This is a genomic window from Microbacterium sp. CBA3102, from assembly GCF_007954505.1.
Classification (GTDB): Bacteria; Actinomycetota; Actinomycetes; order Actinomycetales; family Microbacteriaceae; genus Microbacterium; species Microbacterium aurugineum.
Genome location: NZ_CP042412.1, coordinates 3,827,049 through 3,843,615, shown reverse-complemented (window position 1 = coordinate 3,843,615; position 16,567 = coordinate 3,827,049). Strand labels below are relative to the sequence as shown.

Below are 16,567 nucleotides of genomic sequence, written 5' to 3'. Positions count from 1 at the left end.
TGGGGCCCGGTGCAGGGCACACAGTGACGCTATGGGCGACGGTTAACGAGACTCTCCCGAGCAGGTGAACGGCAGGTGAACGACGGGCGACTCTCTGGGGTGCTCCCGCGTGATTCCGGCTGTGGTGTCCGGAATCCGTCGACTCGTCAGACCTTCGGGATGTGCGTCTCGATCGCGATGATGCCGGAACCGGGGTTCGTGGACGACAGGTGCACGACCGAGAACGCGGCAGGCTCGAGGTCGGCGGCGCTGCCGAGATACGACCCGGTGACGGTGCCGGTCGCGAGGGCGATCTCCGACAGCAGCCCGGGGAGCACGGGACCGTGACTGCACAGCACGGCCGGCTTTCCGGACCGCACTCGTCGTCCGACCACGGATCGAAGATCGGCCGCGCCGTCTTCCCAGGCGTCCTGGCTGATCTTCTCCGTCTGCACAGGCTTCCGGCCGAGGGCCTTCGCGAGCGGGGTGACGGTCGCGACGCAACGCACGGCATCACTCGTGACGATCTTGCGCACACCGAAGGCGCGGAGCGGCCCGACGATGGACTTCGCCTGGGTGCGGCCACGTTCGGTGAGCGGGCGTGCGGCGTCCGAGCGGTCCCAGTCCGAGCGCGAGAGCGCCTTCGCGTGGCGCAGCACGATCACGGGGAAGGTGCGCAGCACGCCGTCATCGACCAGGTTGGAGAAGAAGTCGAGGATCTCCAGGTCGACCGGGTAGCTCAGTCGGTTGCGTGCCTTCTTCACGCTGACCCATTCGAGCGCCGCGATCTCCCGATTGGGCACGAACGTGGACTCGCGGATCGCGTCCTCCGTCGCCTCGGCCGCCCAGTAGTGCACGACCTTCTGCTTGCGGGAGGCGAGGTGGTAGCGGCTCACTCCGATGGGAACACCGAGGGAGACGCGGATGCCGGTCTCCTCGTGCACCTCGCGCACGGCAGTCTCGGCGAGCATCTCTCCCGGATCCACCTTCCCCTTGGGCAGCGTGACGTCCCGGTACTTGGTGCGATGGATCAGGAGGATCCGCAACTTGCCGTCGATGATCCGCCAGACCACGGCGCCTGCGGCGTATACCGCCTTGTCGGCCCACTTCGACCCCGTCTCGGAGTCGGGCGGGAGCTGCAGCTGCCGCCGGATCATCGAACCGCCCGTGCGCGGCGGCGCCGCTGGATCAACCCCATGGTCTTATCCTGCAGGTCGATCAGGGGCTTTCCGTCGGCATCCACGGCGTGGCGCTCCCAGACGCCGTCGGCGCCGAGGTGCCATGACGAGGTGCCGTCGTTCATCGCCAGGTCGAAGAAGGTCCGGAGCTCCTTGAGATGGGCGGGGTCGGTCACGCGCACCAGTGCCTCGACGCGACGGTCGAGGTTGCGGTGCATCATGTCCGCGCTGCCGATGTACACCTGCGGGTCACCGGCGTTCTCGAACGCGAAGATCCGCGAGTGCTCGAGATAGCGGCCGAGGATGCTGCGCACCGTGATGTTGTCGCTGATGCCGTCCAGGTCGGTGCGCAGGCTGCAGATGCCACGCACCCAGACGTCGACCTTCACGCCCGCGGCGCTCGCGCGGTACAGCGCGTCGATGATCTCCTCGTCGACCATCGAGTTCACCTTGATGCGGATGTGGGCGGGGATCCCGGCCTCCGCGTTCTTGCGCTCGGCGTCGATCTGGCGGATCAGTCCCTTGCGGAGGTGGAGCGGGGCGACGAGGAGTCGTTTGAACTTCTTCTCGATGGCGTACCCGCTCAACTCGTTGAACAGGCGCGTCAGGTCCTTGCCGACCTGTGCGTCGGCGGTGAAGAGCCCGAAGTCCTCGTAGATGCGGCTGGTCTTGGGGTTGTAGTTGCCGGTCCCGACGTGGGAGTAGTGCCGCAGCATCCCTTCTTCCTCGCGGATGACCAGGGCGAGTTTGCAGTGTGTCTTGAGTCCCACGAGGCCGTACACGACGTGCACGCCGGCCTTCTCGAGCTTGCGCGCCCAGACGATGTTGTTGGCCTCGTCGAACCGGGCCTTCACCTCGACCAGCGCGAGGACCTGCTTGCCGGCCTCAGCGGCGTCGATCAGGGCCTGCACGACGGGGCTGTCTCCGGAGGTGCGGTACAGCGTCTGCTTGATGGCGAGCACATGCGGGTCACGGGCGGCCTGCTCGAGGAAGGCCTGCACGCTCGTGGTGAACGACTCGTACGGGTGGTGGACGAGCACGTCCGACTTGCGGATCGCCTTGAAGATGTCGGCCCGTGCGCTCGATCCCGCGGGCTGGAAGGCCACCGCCGTGGTGGGCAGGTGCGGCGGGTAGCGCAGATCGGGCCGGTCGATGCGCGAGAGGTCGAAGAGTCCGCGGAGGTCGAGAGGCCCGGGGAGGCGGTAGACCTCGAGATCCGTGATGTCGAGCTCGCGGACCAGCAGATCCATCGTGACGTCATCCATGTCATCGGTGATCTCGAGCCGGATCGGCGGACCGAACCGGCGGCGCAGGAGCTCGGCCTCCAGCGCCTGGATGAGGTTCTCGCTCTCGTCCTCCTCGATCTCCACATCTTCATTGCGGGTGAGGCGGAACGCATGGTGGTCGAGCACCTCCATGCCCGGGAACAGGTCGCCCAGGTGGTTGGCGATGAGTTCCTCCAGGCGCAGGAAGCGCTTGATCTCGCCGGCGCCGGGAACCTCCACGAAGCGGGGGAGCATCGGCGGGACCTTGATGCGCGCGAACTCCTGGCGCCCGGTGCGGGCGTTGCGGATGCGGATCGCGAGGTTCAGCGAGAGTCCGGAGATGTATGGGAACGGGTGCGCCGGGTCGACCGCGAGGGGCATCAGCACCGGGAACACCTGCGCCTGGAAGTAGTCGGACAGCGCGGAGCGCTCACCGTCCGTGAGCTCGGACCAGTCCGTGATCTCGATACCGGATTCGGCGAGGGCGGGGCGCACGAGCGAGTTCCACGCGTCCGCGTGGCGCAGCTGCAGTGCGTGTGCCTCACGGGAGATGTCGGCCAGCGCGTCGACCGGGGAGCGACCGATGTTCGTCGGCACTGCGAGACCGGTCATGATGCGCCGCTTGAGGCCTGCGACGCGCACCATGAAGAACTCGTCCAGGTTGCTGGCGAAGATGGCCAGGAAGTTCGCCCGCTCGAGTTCGGGGAGCGACGGGTCTTCCGCGAGCTCCAACACGCGCTGATTGAACGCGAGCCAGCTCAGCTCGCGATCCAGGTAGCGGTGGTCGGGCAGCAACGAGTCCGGGGACTCGATGGCGTCGAAGTCGTCGTCTTCGGCGTCACCGAGACCGGCGTCGGCGAGTGCGGGATCGATCATGGGGTACATCTAAGCACCGCCAGGTGACGCTCGTGTGAACGGTGTCGATCCTCAGTGGCCCGCGGCGACGCTCTCTTCTTCGTTGACGTTGAAGCGATAGCCGACGTTGCGCACCGTGCCGATGATCTGTTCCTGGTCGCCGAGCTTCGCCCGGAGGCGCCGCACGTGCACGTCGACCGTGCGGGTTCCGCCGAAGTAGTCGTAGCCCCACACCTCGCTGAGCAGCTGCTCCCGCGTGAAGACACGCGAAGGATGGGTGGCCAGGAAGTGCAGCAGCTGGAACTCCTTGTAGGTGAGGTCCAACGGCCTGCCGCGCAGCTTCGCCGAGTACGACTGCTCGTCGATCGTCACTCCGGAAGCCTGCACGCTCGCGGGCTCGGCGACCTCATCGCGTCGGGCCAGCGCGAGGCGGAGGCGCGCGTCGATCTCCGCCGGGCCCGCGGTCGCGAGCAGTACGTCGTCGATGCCCCAGTCGCCCGAGAGAGCGCTCATGCCGCCCTCCGTGACGACGAGGAGGAGGGGAGCGTCCTGACCTGTGGCGCGCAGCAGCCGGCACAGCGACTTCGCGGCGACCAGATCATGACGTCCGTCGACGATCACGACGTCGTACTCCGGAGCGTTGACCAGCTGTGCGGGTTCCGCAGGGATCTGGCGCGCTCTATGGCTCAGCAGCTCAAGGGCGGGCAGGACCTGCTCCGAGAGCGGAGCATTGGTCAGAACCAGGACCAGGGCCACGCGCACTCCTCACCGACGGGGGATCGACGTCGTGCCGCCATGATACCGGGGCGGATGCGCAACAATGGTTGTCATGACGGAACCAGCACTCGCACCACGCAACGCGTTCGTCGGTGTGATCGTCGTGTGGGCGGCGGCATTCGTCGCGACCGTCGCGATCGGGATCTTCGTGCCGGAGGAGTGGCGTGTCCCCTGGATGCTGGTGGGCTTCGGAGGCGTCGTCCTGCTCTCCTTCGCCGTGCAGCTCTGGTACGGCCGCACCCAGGGATTCATCTTCCGGGTGGCGAGCAGCGTGATCGGCGCCCTGATGCTGATGGGGCTCATCTCGGTCGGTTTCGGTCTCGCGGCGCTGATCCCGTCCTGACGACGGCGGGGCGCGGTAAGGTGGGGGACATGGACCTCATGGCGCTCGAAATCTTCTTCATCGGCCTGCTGGGCCTCGCGAGCCTCGCTATCGTCTTCGTCTCGGCAGTGGTGCTGCGCAACCTCTTCCGCGGCCAGCGCTGACGCGATCGTGATCGAACTGCCCGTCGACCTTCCGGCCGATCTCGTCCCCTTCGCGTGGCTGATCGGCGTCTGGGAGGGCACCGGTGTCATCGACTACCCGGTCGGCGATGAACGCCTGCAGGGTGAGTTCACCCATCGGGTCAGTTTCAGCCATGACGGCGGCCCGTTCCTGAACTACTCCGGCTCAGCCACCTTCCTCACCGACGAGGGTGCGCCGGCGGCGGCACTGCTCGCCGAGACGGGATTCTGGCGACTCGCGCGACCGGCGACGGACTCGGATCCCGGTCCCGCGCTGCTCCCGCCCACCGCGCCCGCCGTCGCACGCACGGTCGACGACGTGGAGGAGCTACGCGCGCCGAGCGGCGGATTCCCCATCGAGGTGTCGCTCGCGCACGCAGACGGTGCCCTCGAGCTGTACATCGGCGAGATCAACGGACCGCGCATCGACATCGGCTCCGACGCCGTCGTGCGCAGCGCCGGCGCCAAGGTGCACACCGCATCATCGCGCATGTACGGCCTCGTCGACGGACACCTGCTGTGGGCGTGGGACATCGCCGCGCTCGGCACCCCGCTGCGCTCCCACGCCTCCGCCCGGCTGGCCAAGGTCTGAGATGTCCGGTTTCGACCAGGTCGACGGTGCCGTCGCCGAGGGCGACCTGATCGCCCACTTCGGCGATGTGTTCCGAGAGCAGCGACGCCTCGCCGACGGCGCGGCTCTCGCCCCGCTCGGCGATCGCGCCGTGATCGAGGTCGCGGGTCCGGAGCGGTTGAGCTGGCTCGATTCGATCACGTCACAGGCCGTGGGACGCCTCGCCCCCGGTGACAGCACCGAGCTTCTGGTGCTCGACCCGCAGGGCCGGGTGGAGCACGCGGCCGGTGTCATCGACGACGGCGAATCCACGTGGCTCATCGCCGACGACGGAGACGCCGAGGCGCTTGCCGGCTGGTTGACGCGGATGAAGTTCCGCACACAGGCGACCGTCGACCTCCGCTCCGACCTCGTGCTGGTCGGATACATCGACGGCGGCGTCATCTCCGCGACGGCGACCGCCGCGGCGTTCGCCCCGAACGGCGCCGCACTCGTGTGGTCCGACCCGTGGCAGCGGATCAGCGTCGGCGGACACCAGTATTCCGAGGTCATCGAGCATCCGGCGGCCGACTACGCCTGGCGGGTGGCGATCCTCACCGCGGAGCAGGCCGACGCTCTCGCCGCTTCTCTCGACCGGGAGGCGTTCGCCGGCGTTCTCGCCGCAGAGGCTCTGCGGGTCGCGGCGTGGCGCCCGCGCTGGACGACCGAGGTCGACGAGCGCTCGCTTCCTCATGAGTCTGACTGGATCCGCAGCGCGGTGCACCTGAGCAAGGGCTGCTACCGCGGACAGGAGACCGTCGCCAAGGTCCACAACCTCGGGCACCCGCCGCGTCGTCTGGCCGCGCTCCACCTGGACGGCAGCGATGCGGTCCTGCCCGAGCCCGGTGCCGCGGTCTTCGCCGGCGATGACGAGGTCGGGCACCTGACCTCGGTGGCGCGTCATCACGAAGACGGTCCGATCGCCCTCGCGATCCTCTCCCGGCGCGCGCCCATCGGCGACCTGGTGGTTCGCGCCGACGGCATCGACATCGCCGCGTCGCAGCAGGTCATCGTCCCGGCTGATGCGGGGGCCACGGCAGACGTCCCGCGCCTGACCCGGCTGTCTCGGAGACCCACGGCGCCGGACCCGCGTGACGCCGTCCCCGGAACCGGAAGCTGAACTCAGCCGGGCAGCGGCGCGACCGCGGCCCACGGCAGTGTGAGCTCGCCGAGACGCCAGCGGGTGCGCCCGCCGAGCACCGGCCAGCCCTGATCCCGTAGTCCGGTCACCGCGGCGAGGAAGCGCTGCGTGGCGCCGAACGTCGACAGGGGAGCCGCGCGGTCCCACTCCCGGTCGAGATCGATGAGCAGATCGTGCACGCGCTCTCCGGCGACGTTGCGGTGGATCAGGGCCTTCGGCAAACGCTCGGCGACGACGCTCGGACGTTCGAGATCGGCGAGACGGAGCGAGATCGTGAAGCGCAGCGGTGTGGCCTGCGAATCGACGTCGATCCAACTCGACACGCGCCCGATCTCGTCGCAGGTCCCTTCGAAGAGCAGGCCGCCGGGGGACAGGCGTGCGGTCATGCGTGCCCAGGCATCCGGCACGTCTTCCTCGTCGTACTGGCGCAGGACGTTCATGGCCCGGATCGCCGCAGCACTGCGTCCTCGGGGGAGGGGGACCTCGAAGCCACCCCGCGCGAACGACACGGGGAGATCAGCGGCGAAAGGAGTCCGTCCGGCCCGCACCTCCGCGAGCTGAGCCTCGGCCGTGGCGACGCGGGCGGGGTCGATCTCGAGCCCGAGCACCTCGACATCGTCGCGGACGCGCACGAGACGTGTAGCGAGTTCGAACGCGGTGACTCCGCTGGCACCGTAGCCGAGGTCGACGACCAGGGGATCGTGCGCGCGGCGCAGCGCGTCGCTCTGCGCGATCCAACGGTCGTTGCGTCGGAGTCGGTTCGTCCCCGTCGTGCCGCGGGTCGGCCGGCCGAGGGGAGATGACGCCATGTCACCATCCTCCCAGGATCCGACTCGGCGGGACGTCCCAGGTGGATAAACTGGCGGCATGACTGCGACGCGTACCCTCATCCTGCTCCGCCATGGCCGAAGCGAGTGGAACGAACTGAACCTCTTCACCGGTTGGGTGGACGTCCGCCTCAACGCTCAGGGCGAGAAGGAGGCGCGTCGCGGCGGCGAGCTGCTCGCCGAGTCCGGCATCCTGCCGGACGTGCTGCACACCTCGCTGCTGAGCCGGGCGATCCAGACGGCGAACATCGCTCTGGACGCCGCCGACCGTCTGTGGATCCCCGTGACGCGCTCCTGGCGTCTGAACGAGCGTCACTACGGTGCGCTCCAGGGCAAGGACAAGGCCCAGACGCTCGAGGAGTTCGGTCCCGAGCAGTTCCAGTTGTGGCGCCGCTCGTTCGACGTGCCCCCGCCCGTGCTCGACGACGAGAGCGAGTTCAGCCAGGTGCACGATGTCCGCTACCAGGGCATCGACGGCGAGGTGCCCCGCACGGAGTCGCTCAAGCTCGTCATCGACCGTCTGCTGCCGTACTGGGAGAGCGCGATCGTCCCCGACCTCGAAGCCGGCAAGACGGTCCTCGTCACCGCGCACGGCAACTCGCTGCGCGGCTTGGTGAAGCACCTCGAGGGCATCAGCGACGAAGACATCGCCGAGCTGAACATCCCGACCGGCATCCCGCTGGTGTACGAGCTCGATGAGAACAACGTCCCGACCGGTCCCGGCCGCTACCTCGACCCCGAGGCTGCGGCTGCCGGCGCGGCCGCCGTCGCCGCGCAGGGCAAGAAGTAGGTCGAGACCCCCTCACACCGTCGGCGCCCCTCCTGATTCACGCGAATCAGGAGGGGCGCCGACGTGCAGAGGGGGTCTCGACCGAAATGTCCGGAGGAACCGGAGGGGGGAGAGGCGGAGAGACGGGTCAGGCGTGGCCGTGTTCCTGCTGCTCCAGTTCCTGCTGTTCGACGGCGAGGGGGATGTCCTCCTCCTCGACCGCCCAGTCGCCGGTCGAGAGGTAGACGACCTTCTTCGCGACGGCCACCGCGTGGTCGGCGAAACGCTCGTGGTAGCGGCTGGCGAGCGTGGCATCGACGGTCGCCGTGGCCTCGCCCTTCCAGTTGTCGCTGAGCACCTTCTCGAAGACGGTGGCGTGCAGTTCGTCGACATCGTCGTCCGCGTTGCGGATGGCGTCGGCGAAACGCAGGTCCTGTGTGCGCAGCAGCTCCGAGAGCGTGCGCGCGACCTCGACGTCGAGCTCGCCCATCTTCACGAACGTGCCCTTGAGGCCCTTCGGGATGGCGCGCTCGGGGAAGCGGAGGCGGGCGAGCTGGGCGATGTGCTCCGACATGTCGCCCATGCGCTCGAGCGAGGCGCTCACGCGCAGAGCCGTGACGACGATGCGCAGGTCGCGTGCGACCGGCTGCTGGCGGGCGAGGATCTCGATCGCCTGCTCGTCGAGGGCGACGGCCAGTTCGTCGATCTTCGCGTCGTCGGCGATGACCTCCTCGGCCAGTGCCACGTCGCTCGTGGCGAATGCCCGGGTGGCCTTGTCGATGGAGACGGTGACGAGGTCGGCGATCTCGACCAGGCGGTTCTGAAGATCCTCGAGGGACTGGTGGAACACTTCGCGCATGTTGGGGCGCAACCTTTCATTCGGATCTCGGCTGTGTCAGCGCGAGACGGCGGGTCGTCCGCACGAGAGCAGGTCTGTGCTCCCGCACAAGCCCGAAGCGATTGTCCGCTTCGAAGGTTAACGAACGGTGCCCAGCACGTGAATAGTACTTCCCCTGTTCCCGCCAGGGCGCGGAAACCCGCCGGACGGACGGTGAACGCACTCTACGCTTGTGACATGACCTTGCCGCAGCTCGCGCTGTCCTCGCTCGCCATCGGACTGGTGATCGGTGTCGGCCTCTCCCTGCTCGTGGCCTGGGCATACCGGGCACGCGCACGTGTGCAGGAGGAGACGTCGCTGGCCGTCCCGGCCGGTATCACCGACGTTCTGCACAGCATGGACGATGCAGCGGCGATCGTGGACACCTCCGGCATGGTTCTCGCCTCCTCGCAGGCCGCGACCCGCTTCGGTATCGAGGTCGGGGCGACGCTCGACAACCCGGAGCTCCGTCAGCTCGTACGTGTCGTGCGGGACACAGGAGGCTCCGTCACCGAGTCGATGCGCATCACGCGGGGAGGATTGAGCCTCGATCCGCGACTCGTGTCGGCGCGCGCGAGCGTGATCGGCACGCGCCTGGTGCTGCTGATCATCCGCGACGTCACCGAGCAGGAACGCCTCGATCAGATGCGCCGGGATTTCGTCGCCAACACGAGTCACGAGCTGAAGACACCGGTGGGCGCAGTGAGCCTTCTCGCCGAGGCCATCGAGTCGGCGGCCGACGATCCCGCGCAGGTGCGCATCTTCGCCGCCCGCATCGCGGCGGAGGCCGGGCGACTCGGACAGCTCACGGGCCGGATCATGAGCCTGTCCCGCCTCCAGGCCGAGGACGGTCTGACCAAGGTCGGTCCCGTGGCGATCGACGAGGTCATCGCGTCCTCGATAGAGGGCCACGTGGTACAGGCCGATTCCGCCGGCGTCGAGCTCGCCAGAGGCGGGGACCGCGGCGTCTGGGTGCGCGGTGACGCGCAGATCCTCATCGAGGCGGTCGGCAACCTGATCGCCAACGCCATCGTCTACTCGCCCCGGGGGTCCCGGGTGGGCGTCGGCGTGCGCGCCGAGGACGGAGTGGTCGAGATCGCGGTGTCGGACCAGGGCATCGGTATCGCGGAAGCGGACCGTGAGCGCATCTTCGAGCGGTTCTACCGAGCGGATGAGGCCCGTTCCCGACGCACGGGCGGCACGGGACTGGGGCTGTCGATCGTCAAGCACGCCACGCAGCGCCACGGTGGGGAGGTGCGGCTGTGGTCCCGCCCCGGACGCGGCTCCACCTTCACGATCCGGCTTCCTCGGATCGACGCCCCGGAGCACGGCGACTCGGGCAAGAAGAGCAAGAAGAAGCGTGCGCGCAAGGCCGCCAAGGCTGCGGCATCCGCGCGCGTTCGAAACGGAGAGAGAACATGACCCGAATCCTTCTCGTCGAGGACGAGCCCGACCTCGCCGACCCGCTCGCGTATCTGCTTCGCCGTGAAGGCTACGAGGTGGAGATCGCGGAGGACGGCCCCGGCGCGCTCTCCGCGTTCCGGGAGCGGGGCGCGGACATCGTGCTGCTCGACCTGATGCTGCCCGGGATGCCGGGCACCGAGGTGTGCCGTCAGATCCGCTCGACGTCGGCCGTGCCGATCATCATGCTCACGGCGAAGGACTCCGAGGTCGACATCGTGGTCGGGCTCGAGCTGGGCGCCGACGACTACATCACCAAGCCGTACTCGTCGCGTGAACTGCTCGCGCGGATGCGCGCCGTGCTGCGCCGGGTCGTGCAGGCCGACGGCGAGCTCGACGAACGCGTGCTCGACGGCGGCAGGGTCTCACTCGACATCGACCGGCACACCGTGTCCGTCGCGGGTGAGCAGATCAACATGCCGCTGAAGGAGTTCGAGCTCCTCGAGGTCCTGATGCGCAACTCCGGGCGCGTGCTCACCCGCGGTCAGCTCATCGACCGGGTCTGGGGGAGCGATTACTTCGGCGACACCAAGACGCTCGACGTGCACATCAAGCGCATCCGTTCGCGCATCGAGGAGAACCCGAGCGAACCGGTGATGCTCGTCACGGTGCGCGGCCTGGGCTACCGCTTCGAGGGCTGAACACAGAGGAGGCCGGCACCCCGTAAGGTGCCGGCCTCCTCTGTGTTCGACGCGGGGTCACTCCGAGGGAGCAGGCGCCGCCGTGTCGGTCGGCATCGGCGTCGGTGCCGATGTGCGCACCGACTCCGAGGGGACGAGGTCCGAGTAGTAGGGGAGAGAGCCGTCGAGCACGGGAACGTCGGCCTTGACGCCGGTGGAGTCTCCGGACTGGAAGTGCATCTCGACGGTCGCACCCGGCTTGGTGTCGAGTCCGACGATGCGCAGCGGCTCTTCGTCGGCGCCCAGGCTCTTCGTCTCGCCCGCAGGGACCGTGACCTTGAAATCGTTGCCGTCTCCGAGGGAGATCGTGAGTGTGGCGCTCTCTTCGGTGGGGTTCACGACGGCGGCGATGAAGTTGCCGATCGATCCGTCCTCCGTCGCGATCACGAGGGCGTTGCGCACGTCGATCGGGCCGTCGGCGTCGGAGATGTTCACACCGTCGGACGCCGGATACTCGATCTTCGTCGACTGCGGGGTGATGAACGTGCACCCGGTCGCGCCGAGCAGAACGAGGGCGCTGAGGGCTGCAGACGCAACAAGGCGCGATTTCACGGGTCCTCCTGAGGTCCGGCGGGATATCCGCATCCATTCTATGGGTAAGTCGTGAGCGACTCTGCGGCCCTGGGGCGCGAACCTTAGCGCATCTGCCCTGTGGTATCCTTGAGGTTGCCGAAAGGACACGTTTTTATGCTTTTTGAGGTTGGCGAAACCGTCGTCTATCCCCACCATGGCGCTGCGACCATCATCGAGGTCAAGGAGCGCATCATCAAGGGTGAGGCGAAGAAATATCTGAAGCTCAACGTCACCCAGGGCGATCTCATCATCGAGGTTCCTGCTGAGAATGTCGACCTGGTCGGCGTTCGCGATGTGATCGGGAAAGAGGGCCTCGACCACGTGTTCGAGGTGCTGCGCGCACCCTTCACGGAGGAGCCCACGAACTGGTCCCGCCGGTACAAGGCGAACCTCGAGAAGCTCGCCTCCGGCGATGTCATCAAGGTGAGCGAGGTCGTCCGCGACCTGTGGCGTCGCGATCAGGACCGCGGGTTGTCGGCGGGCGAGAAGCGGATGCTGGCGAAGGCTCGTCAGATCCTCATCTCCGAGCTCGCGCTCGCGGAGAAGACCGACGAGGACAAGGCGGGCGCACTGCTCGACGAGGTCCTCGCTTCCTGAGTTCTCGACGAAGGGGCGGATGCTGCGGCATCCGCCCCTTCGTCGTCCCTGCCACGCGGTAGCGTGAGAGGGTGACCCTGCTTCCTGTCCCCGACATCGCGATCATCGTCGTCGCCGCCGGCTCCGGCACTCGGCTGGAGGCGGGGGCGCCGAAGGCTCTCGTGGGGATCGACGCGCATTCGATCCTCCGGCATGCCCTGGACGGCGTGTTCGCAGCCCTGCCTGCGCAGGTGATCGTCGTCGCACCTGCCGGCCACGAGGGCGACGCGTTGGCGGAACTCGAAGCCGCCGCAGGAGACCGGCGAGACCTCGGTCGCGTCGTGACGGGCGGCGCGACGCGGCAGCAGTCCGTCGCCGCGGGGCTCGACGCTCTCTGGGGGGACGTGAAGACCGTGCTCGTGCACGACGCGGCCCGCGCCCTCACGCCGCCCTCCCAGATCGATGCGGTCGCGCGTGCCGTCACCGCGCAGGAAGGAGTCGTGCCCGCGCTCCCCGTGGTCGACACGCTCAAGAAGGTGGCGGAAGGTGCCGTGGTGGCCGCGGTAGACCGTTCCGAGCTCGCTGCGGCGCAGACGCCGCAGGGCTTTCCCCGCGCTGCGCTCGAAGCGGCCTACGCGGCAGCCGTCTCCGCGGGGGTCGAGTACACCGACGACGCGGCGTTGTTCGCCGCGGCCGGGAACACGGTGCGGCACATCGACGGTTCCGCTCGAGCGTTCAAGATCACCACCCCCGATGACCTCGAGCGCGCCCGGCACCTGCTCGGTGCGTCTGCACCGCCGGCGCACGCACCGCAGGAGGCGCCGATCACTCGTCCCGTCATCCCTCGAATCGGCATCGGCACCGATGTGCATGCGTTCGGCGGCGAGGGGAACCTCTGGCTCGCCGGCGTGGAATGGCCGGGGGAGCAGCCCCTCTCCGGACACTCCGACGGGGATGCGGTCGCACACGCGATCGTCGATGCTCTCCTCGGCGCCGCCGGCCTCGGGGACATCGGCGAGCACTTCGGCACCTCGCACCCGGAGTACGCGGGCGCACATGCGGAGGTCTTCCTCGCGCGCACCCGTGAGCTGCTGGCAGACGCGGGCTTCGAGATCGGCAACGTCTCCGTGCAGCTGCAGGGGAACCGGCCGCGCTTCAGCGTGCGTCGCCGCGAGGCGGAAGGTGTCTTGTCCTCCGTGCTGGGCGCTCCCGTGTCCGTCACGGCGACCACGACCGACCGGCTGGGTTTTCCCGGGCGGGGCGAGGGCATTGCGGTGACGGCGGTCGCGGTCGTGGTGGCCGTCGATCCGCGCGACGGGTGACGGTCCACCACGCTCAGAACATCACACGCCGCATGAATCGTCATCGCGGGGCGGTCGCTCAGCAGTCGCCGAGTAGGCTTGAGCGGTGACTCTCCGCCTCTACGACACCCGCGCTGCGGTGTTGCGCGACTTCGTGCCTCTCGATCCCGAGAACATCACGATGTACGTGTGCGGACCCACGGTGCAATCCGGACCCCACATCGGGCACGTCCGAGCGGCCCTGAGCTTCGATCTGCTGCGTCGCTGGTTGGCCCACCGCTATGGTCGGGTCACCTTCGTGCGCAACGTCACCGACATCGACGACAAGGTGCTCGCCAATGCGACGGATGCGGAGCCCTGGTGGGCACTGGCCTACCGCATGGAGCAGGAGTTCACGGCCGCGTATGCCGGTGTCGGCATCCTTCCTCCGACCTACGAGCCTCGCGCCACGGCATCCGTTCCTCAGATGCAGGAACTGATCGCTGGTCTGATCACCCGCGGACACGCCTACCCGGCCCCCGACGACTCGGGAGACGTGTACTTCGACGTGCGCTCCTGGCCGGAGTACGGCTCTCTCACGCATCAGTCCATCGACGCCATGGAGCCCGCGGAGGACGCCGACCCCCGAGGCAAGCGGAACCCGCAGGACTTCGCGCTCTGGAAAGGCGCCAAGCCGGAGGAACCGGCGGACGCGACGTGGACCTCGCCGTGGGGCGCCGGTCGTCCCGGGTGGCACATCGAGTGCTCCGCCATGGCGAAGCGCTACCTCGGCGCGGAGTTCGACATCCACGGCGGCGGGCTCGACCTGCGATTCCCTCATCACGAGAACGAGCTCGCGCAGTCGACGGCGGCGGGCGACGGTTTCGCCCGCTACTGGGTGCACAACGGACTCGTGACCGTGGCCGGGCAGAAGATGTCCAAGTCGCTGGGCAACTTCACCTTGGCGGCGGACGTGCTGTCGGCGCATGACCCTCGGGTGGTGCGCTATGCGCTCGCCGCCGCGCACTACCGATCGAGCCTCGACCTCAGCGAATCGTCCTGGGCGGAGGCCGAGGCCGCGTTGGCGCGCATCGACACTTTCGCCGCTCGCGTCCGCCGCGCCGTTCCCGGCATGACGGATGACGCTGAGGGCGATGCTGCTGTTCCGGATGCGTTCGCGGACGCGATGGACGACGACCTGGGGGTCCCTCAGGCGCTGGCCGTGCTGCACGACACCGTGCGCCGCGGCAACTCGGCACTCGACGCCGGGTCGAAGGAGGAGGCCTGGACCGCTTTCGTCCAGGTGGACGCGATGGTCCGCCTCCTCGGATTCGACGAACTCCCGTCCGGTGGGGCAGACCTCGCCGAGCACCGCACTCTGGACGCCCTCGTCCAGACGATGATCACCCAGCGCGCGCAGGCTCGCGCTGACAAGGACTGGGCGGCGGCGGATCGCATCCGAGACGCGATCGCCGCCGCAGGAATCACGCTGGAGGACACTCCGGCCGGAACTCATTGGAGTATCGATGGCTAAGCCACAGCGCCCCGGCGCGAGCAACGGTAAGAAGAAGGGCCCGACCAAGGGCACGGGCGGACTCGGGCGCAAGGCACTCGAGGGCCGCGGTCCGACCCCGAAGGCGGAGGACCGCGCCTGGCACCCCGCGGGCAAGCGCAAGGCAGCAGCTGAGCGCTATGCCGCCTCCGGGGGCAAGGGCAAGCCCGGTGGACAGCGCCAGACCTCGGGCGGCAATCCCAACCGCTCCGCGAGGGCGAAGGACAACACCACCGACACCGAGACGGTCACCGGGCGCAACTCGGTGCTCGAGGCGCTGCGCGCGAAGATCCCCGCGGCGGCCTTCTACATCGCGCAGCGCGTGGAGATGGACGACCGCGTCAAGGAGATGCTGTCGATCGCGACCCATCGCGGAATCCCCGTGATGGAGGTCACCCGGCAGGAGCTCGACCGCATGGCCGGCTTCGACGGCGTGCACCAGGGCGTCGCGCTCAAGGTGCCCCCGTACGAGTACGCCCACCCGCAGGACCTCCTCGAGAAGGTCATCGACCAGGGCGAGGTGCCGCTGTTCGTGGCGCTGGACGGTGTCACCGATCCCCGCAACCTCGGAGCGATCATCCGATCCGCTGCCGCTTTCGGAGGTCACGGCATCATCCTGCCGCAGCGCCGTTCCGCCGGGGTGAACTCCGCGGCCTGGAAGACCAGTGCGGGCGCCGCTGCGAGGATCCCGGTGGCACTCGCGACGAACCTCACGACGCAGCTCAAGGAGTTCAAGAAGCAGGGCGTGTTCGTGCTCGGACTCGACGGTGGCGGCGATGTGTCGCTTCCCGACCTGCAGCTCGCCGATCGTCCCGTGGTGATCGTCGTGGGTTCGGAGGGCAAGGGGCTGTCGCGGCTCGTCACCGAGACGTGCGACCAGATCGTCTCGATCCCGATCTCCGCCGCGACGGAGTCGCTGAACGCCGGTATCGCGACGTCGGTCGCGCTGTATCAGGTGGCGACGGTCCGCGCCGCGAAGCAGTCCTAGCCGCACGCCCAGAGAGAGGTCCACCATGGCTCGCATCATCGTCCTCGGAGGAACCGGGTACGCCGGTCGTCATATCGTCGCCGAGGCGGTGAGTCGAGGACATGCCGTGATCGCGATCTCGCGCTCGGAGGCGACTGATCCGGTAGCGGGCGCAGCCTACGTGCAGGGCTCGGCGCTGGAGCCGGCGTCGCTCGCGGACGCCTTCGTCGGTGCGGACGCCGTCGTCTCGGCGCTCTCACCGCGCGGGGACATGGCCGATCGGGCGTTGGAGGCGTTGACCAATGTCGTCTCTCAGCTCGCCGGTACGCCGACGCGTCTCGGTGTGGTCGGAGGAGCAGGTGGCAGCCTCGTCGCTCCGGGCGGACCGCGTCTGTTCGATCAGGACTTCCCCGAGGAGTACAAGCACGAAGCGCAGGTCGGCATCGATTCCCTCGCGCTCCTGGAGAGCACGGATGAGGATCTCGACTGGTTCTTCATCCACCCCGCAGAGGTCTTCGGTCCCTGGGCCGATGGTGAGCGCACCGGACACTACCGCGACGGCGGTGACGTGATCGTCCGCGATGCCGAGGGGAAGTCGTTCATCTCCGGTGCGGACTTCGCGATGGCCGTGGTCGACGAGATCGAACAGGGGAATCACCACCGCGAGCGCTTCACGGTCGGCTACTGACCGCGCGT

Annotated in this window: 17 protein-coding genes; 11 read left to right on the top strand and 6 right to left on the bottom strand. The window is 68.4% G+C overall.

Annotation, left to right across the window (positions count from 1 at the left end; all coding sequences use genetic code 11):
- Window positions 1-146: 146 nt before the first annotated feature.
- From FGL91_RS18500 to FGL91_RS18490, 3 genes are read right to left on the bottom strand one after another with little or no spacing between them, the layout of a single operon-like run.
- Window positions 147-1,136: an NUDIX hydrolase gene (locus FGL91_RS18500; RefSeq protein ID WP_131491420.1), complete on the bottom strand. Its 990-nt coding sequence runs from the start codon at window positions 1,134-1,136 to the stop codon at window positions 147-149.
- A complete protein-coding gene (locus tag FGL91_RS18495; protein WP_047521544.1) occupies window positions 1,133-3,298 on the bottom strand; it encodes an RNA degradosome polyphosphate kinase in 2,166 nt (721 codons plus the stop codon). The genes FGL91_RS18500 and FGL91_RS18495 overlap by 4 nt, the downstream gene beginning before the upstream one ends.
- A 51-nt stretch (window positions 3,299-3,349) precedes the next feature.
- Window positions 3,350-4,033 carry a winged helix-turn-helix transcriptional regulator gene (locus tag FGL91_RS18490; RefSeq protein WP_047521542.1) on the bottom strand — a complete coding sequence of 228 codons (684 nt, stop codon included), beginning with the start codon at window positions 4,031-4,033 and terminating at the stop codon, window positions 3,350-3,352.
- Between the two features lie 73 nt (window positions 4,034-4,106).
- Between FGL91_RS18490 and FGL91_RS18485 the strand changes: the two genes are divergently transcribed.
- The 3 genes from FGL91_RS18485 (at window position 4,107) to FGL91_RS18475 (ending at window position 6,288) form a co-directional block, all read left to right on the top strand.
- The gene (locus FGL91_RS18485; protein ID WP_047521540.1) at window positions 4,107-4,397 is read left to right on the top strand and encodes a hypothetical protein; all 291 of its coding nucleotides are present in this window, start codon (window positions 4,107-4,109) and stop codon (window positions 4,395-4,397) included.
- 150 nt (window positions 4,398-4,547) lie between these two features.
- Entirely contained in the window at window positions 4,548-5,150 is a 603-nt protein-coding gene (locus FGL91_RS18480; RefSeq protein WP_047521538.1) for an FABP family protein, read from the top strand.
- Between the two features lies 1 nt (window position 5,151).
- On the top strand, window positions 5,152-6,288 hold the full coding sequence (locus FGL91_RS18475) for a YgfZ/GcvT domain-containing protein (protein ID WP_153244584.1): 1,137 nt from the start codon (window positions 5,152-5,154) through the stop codon (window positions 6,286-6,288).
- A 2-nt stretch (window positions 6,289-6,290) separates the two neighbouring features.
- On the opposite strand, the gene FGL91_RS18470 is transcribed toward FGL91_RS18475, so the two are convergent.
- The gene (locus FGL91_RS18470; protein WP_047521535.1) at window positions 6,291-7,118 is read right to left on the bottom strand and encodes a class I SAM-dependent methyltransferase; all 828 of its coding nucleotides are present in this window, start codon (window positions 7,116-7,118) and stop codon (window positions 6,291-6,293) included.
- 58 nt (window positions 7,119-7,176) lie between these two features.
- On the opposite strand from FGL91_RS18470, the gene FGL91_RS18465 reads away from it, so the two are divergent.
- Window positions 7,177-7,926 carry a phosphoglyceromutase gene (locus FGL91_RS18465; RefSeq protein ID WP_047521533.1) on the top strand — a complete coding sequence of 250 codons (750 nt, stop codon included), beginning with the start codon at window positions 7,177-7,179 and terminating at the stop codon, window positions 7,924-7,926.
- A 127-nt stretch (window positions 7,927-8,053) separates the two neighbouring features.
- Here FGL91_RS18465 and phoU read toward each other — a convergent pair whose 3' ends face one another.
- Window positions 8,054-8,764: a phosphate signaling complex protein PhoU gene (gene phoU, locus FGL91_RS18460; protein WP_047521531.1), complete on the bottom strand. Its 711-nt coding sequence runs from the start codon at window positions 8,762-8,764 to the stop codon at window positions 8,054-8,056.
- A gap of 216 nt (window positions 8,765-8,980) precedes the next feature.
- Here phoU and FGL91_RS18455 point away from each other — a divergent pair, with 216 nt between their 5' ends.
- Entirely contained in the window at window positions 8,981-10,204 is a 1,224-nt protein-coding gene (locus FGL91_RS18455) for a sensor histidine kinase (protein WP_153244583.1), read from the top strand.
- Complete coding sequence (locus FGL91_RS18450; protein ID WP_047521528.1) at window positions 10,201-10,884, top strand: response regulator transcription factor; 684 nt, start codon at window positions 10,201-10,203, stop codon at window positions 10,882-10,884. Before FGL91_RS18455 ends, FGL91_RS18450 begins: the two co-directional genes overlap by 4 nt.
- Window positions 10,885-10,941: 57 nt before the next feature.
- On the opposite strand, the gene FGL91_RS18445 is transcribed toward FGL91_RS18450, so the two are convergent.
- A complete protein-coding gene (locus tag FGL91_RS18445; protein ID WP_047521526.1) occupies window positions 10,942-11,475 on the bottom strand; it encodes a DNA modification methylase in 534 nt (177 codons plus the stop codon).
- A gap of 135 nt (window positions 11,476-11,610) precedes the next feature.
- On the opposite strand from FGL91_RS18445, the gene FGL91_RS18440 reads away from it, so the two are divergent.
- From FGL91_RS18440 to FGL91_RS18420, 5 genes are all read left to right on the top strand, one after another.
- Window positions 11,611-12,093 carry a CarD family transcriptional regulator gene (locus tag FGL91_RS18440; RefSeq protein WP_017201416.1) on the top strand — a complete coding sequence of 161 codons (483 nt, stop codon included), beginning with the start codon at window positions 11,611-11,613 and terminating at the stop codon, window positions 12,091-12,093.
- Between the two features lie 71 nt (window positions 12,094-12,164).
- The gene (gene ispD, locus FGL91_RS18435; protein WP_153244582.1) at window positions 12,165-13,394 is read left to right on the top strand and encodes a 2-C-methyl-D-erythritol 4-phosphate cytidylyltransferase; all 1,230 of its coding nucleotides are present in this window, start codon (window positions 12,165-12,167) and stop codon (window positions 13,392-13,394) included.
- Window positions 13,395-13,479: 85 nt separating this feature from the next.
- Window positions 13,480-14,886 carry a cysteine--tRNA ligase gene (gene cysS / locus FGL91_RS18430; RefSeq protein WP_153244581.1) on the top strand — a complete coding sequence of 469 codons (1,407 nt, stop codon included), beginning with the start codon at window positions 13,480-13,482 and terminating at the stop codon, window positions 14,884-14,886.
- Window positions 14,879-15,892, top strand: a complete 1,014-nt coding sequence (gene rlmB, locus FGL91_RS18425; RefSeq protein WP_153244580.1) for a 23S rRNA (guanosine(2251)-2'-O)-methyltransferase RlmB — start codon at window positions 14,879-14,881, stop codon at window positions 15,890-15,892. The genes cysS and rlmB overlap by 8 nt, the downstream gene beginning before the upstream one ends.
- Before the next feature lie 25 nt (window positions 15,893-15,917).
- On the top strand, window positions 15,918-16,559 hold the full coding sequence (locus FGL91_RS18420; RefSeq protein ID WP_153244579.1) for an NAD(P)-dependent oxidoreductase: 642 nt from the start codon (window positions 15,918-15,920) through the stop codon (window positions 16,557-16,559).
- Window positions 16,560-16,567 lie beyond the last annotated feature (8 nt).

Bases quoted from the DNA above. Each gene is read 5' to 3' on its own strand.
- FGL91_RS18455 (WP_153244583.1), top strand. From the start codon at position 8,981: ATGACCTTGCCGCAGCTCGCGCTGTCCTCGCTCGCCATCGGACTGGTG.
- rlmB (WP_153244580.1), top strand. From the start codon at position 14,879: ATGGCTAAGCCACAGCGCCCCGGCGCGAGCAACGGTAAGAAGAAGGGC.
- FGL91_RS18465 (WP_047521533.1), top strand. From the start codon at position 7,177: ATGACTGCGACGCGTACCCTCATCCTGCTCCGCCATGGCCGAAGCGAG.
- FGL91_RS18470 (WP_047521535.1), bottom strand. From the start codon at position 7,118: ATGGCGTCATCTCCCCTCGGCCGGCCGACCCGCGGCACGACGGGGACG.
- FGL91_RS18485 (WP_047521540.1), top strand. From the start codon at position 4,107: ATGACGGAACCAGCACTCGCACCACGCAACGCGTTCGTCGGTGTGATC.
- FGL91_RS18500 (WP_131491420.1), bottom strand. From the start codon at position 1,136: ATGATCCGGCGGCAGCTGCAGCTCCCGCCCGACTCCGAGACGGGGTCG.
- FGL91_RS18420 (WP_153244579.1), top strand. From the start codon at position 15,918: ATGGCTCGCATCATCGTCCTCGGAGGAACCGGGTACGCCGGTCGTCAT.
- FGL91_RS18495 (WP_047521544.1), bottom strand. From the start codon at position 3,298: ATGATCGATCCCGCACTCGCCGACGCCGGTCTCGGTGACGCCGAAGAC.
- FGL91_RS18450 (WP_047521528.1), top strand. From the start codon at position 10,201: ATGACCCGAATCCTTCTCGTCGAGGACGAGCCCGACCTCGCCGACCCG.
- phoU (WP_047521531.1), bottom strand. From the start codon at position 8,764: ATGCGCGAAGTGTTCCACCAGTCCCTCGAGGATCTTCAGAACCGCCTG.
- FGL91_RS18475 (WP_153244584.1), top strand. From the start codon at position 5,152: ATGTCCGGTTTCGACCAGGTCGACGGTGCCGTCGCCGAGGGCGACCTG.
- FGL91_RS18440 (WP_017201416.1), top strand. From the start codon at position 11,611: ATGCTTTTTGAGGTTGGCGAAACCGTCGTCTATCCCCACCATGGCGCT.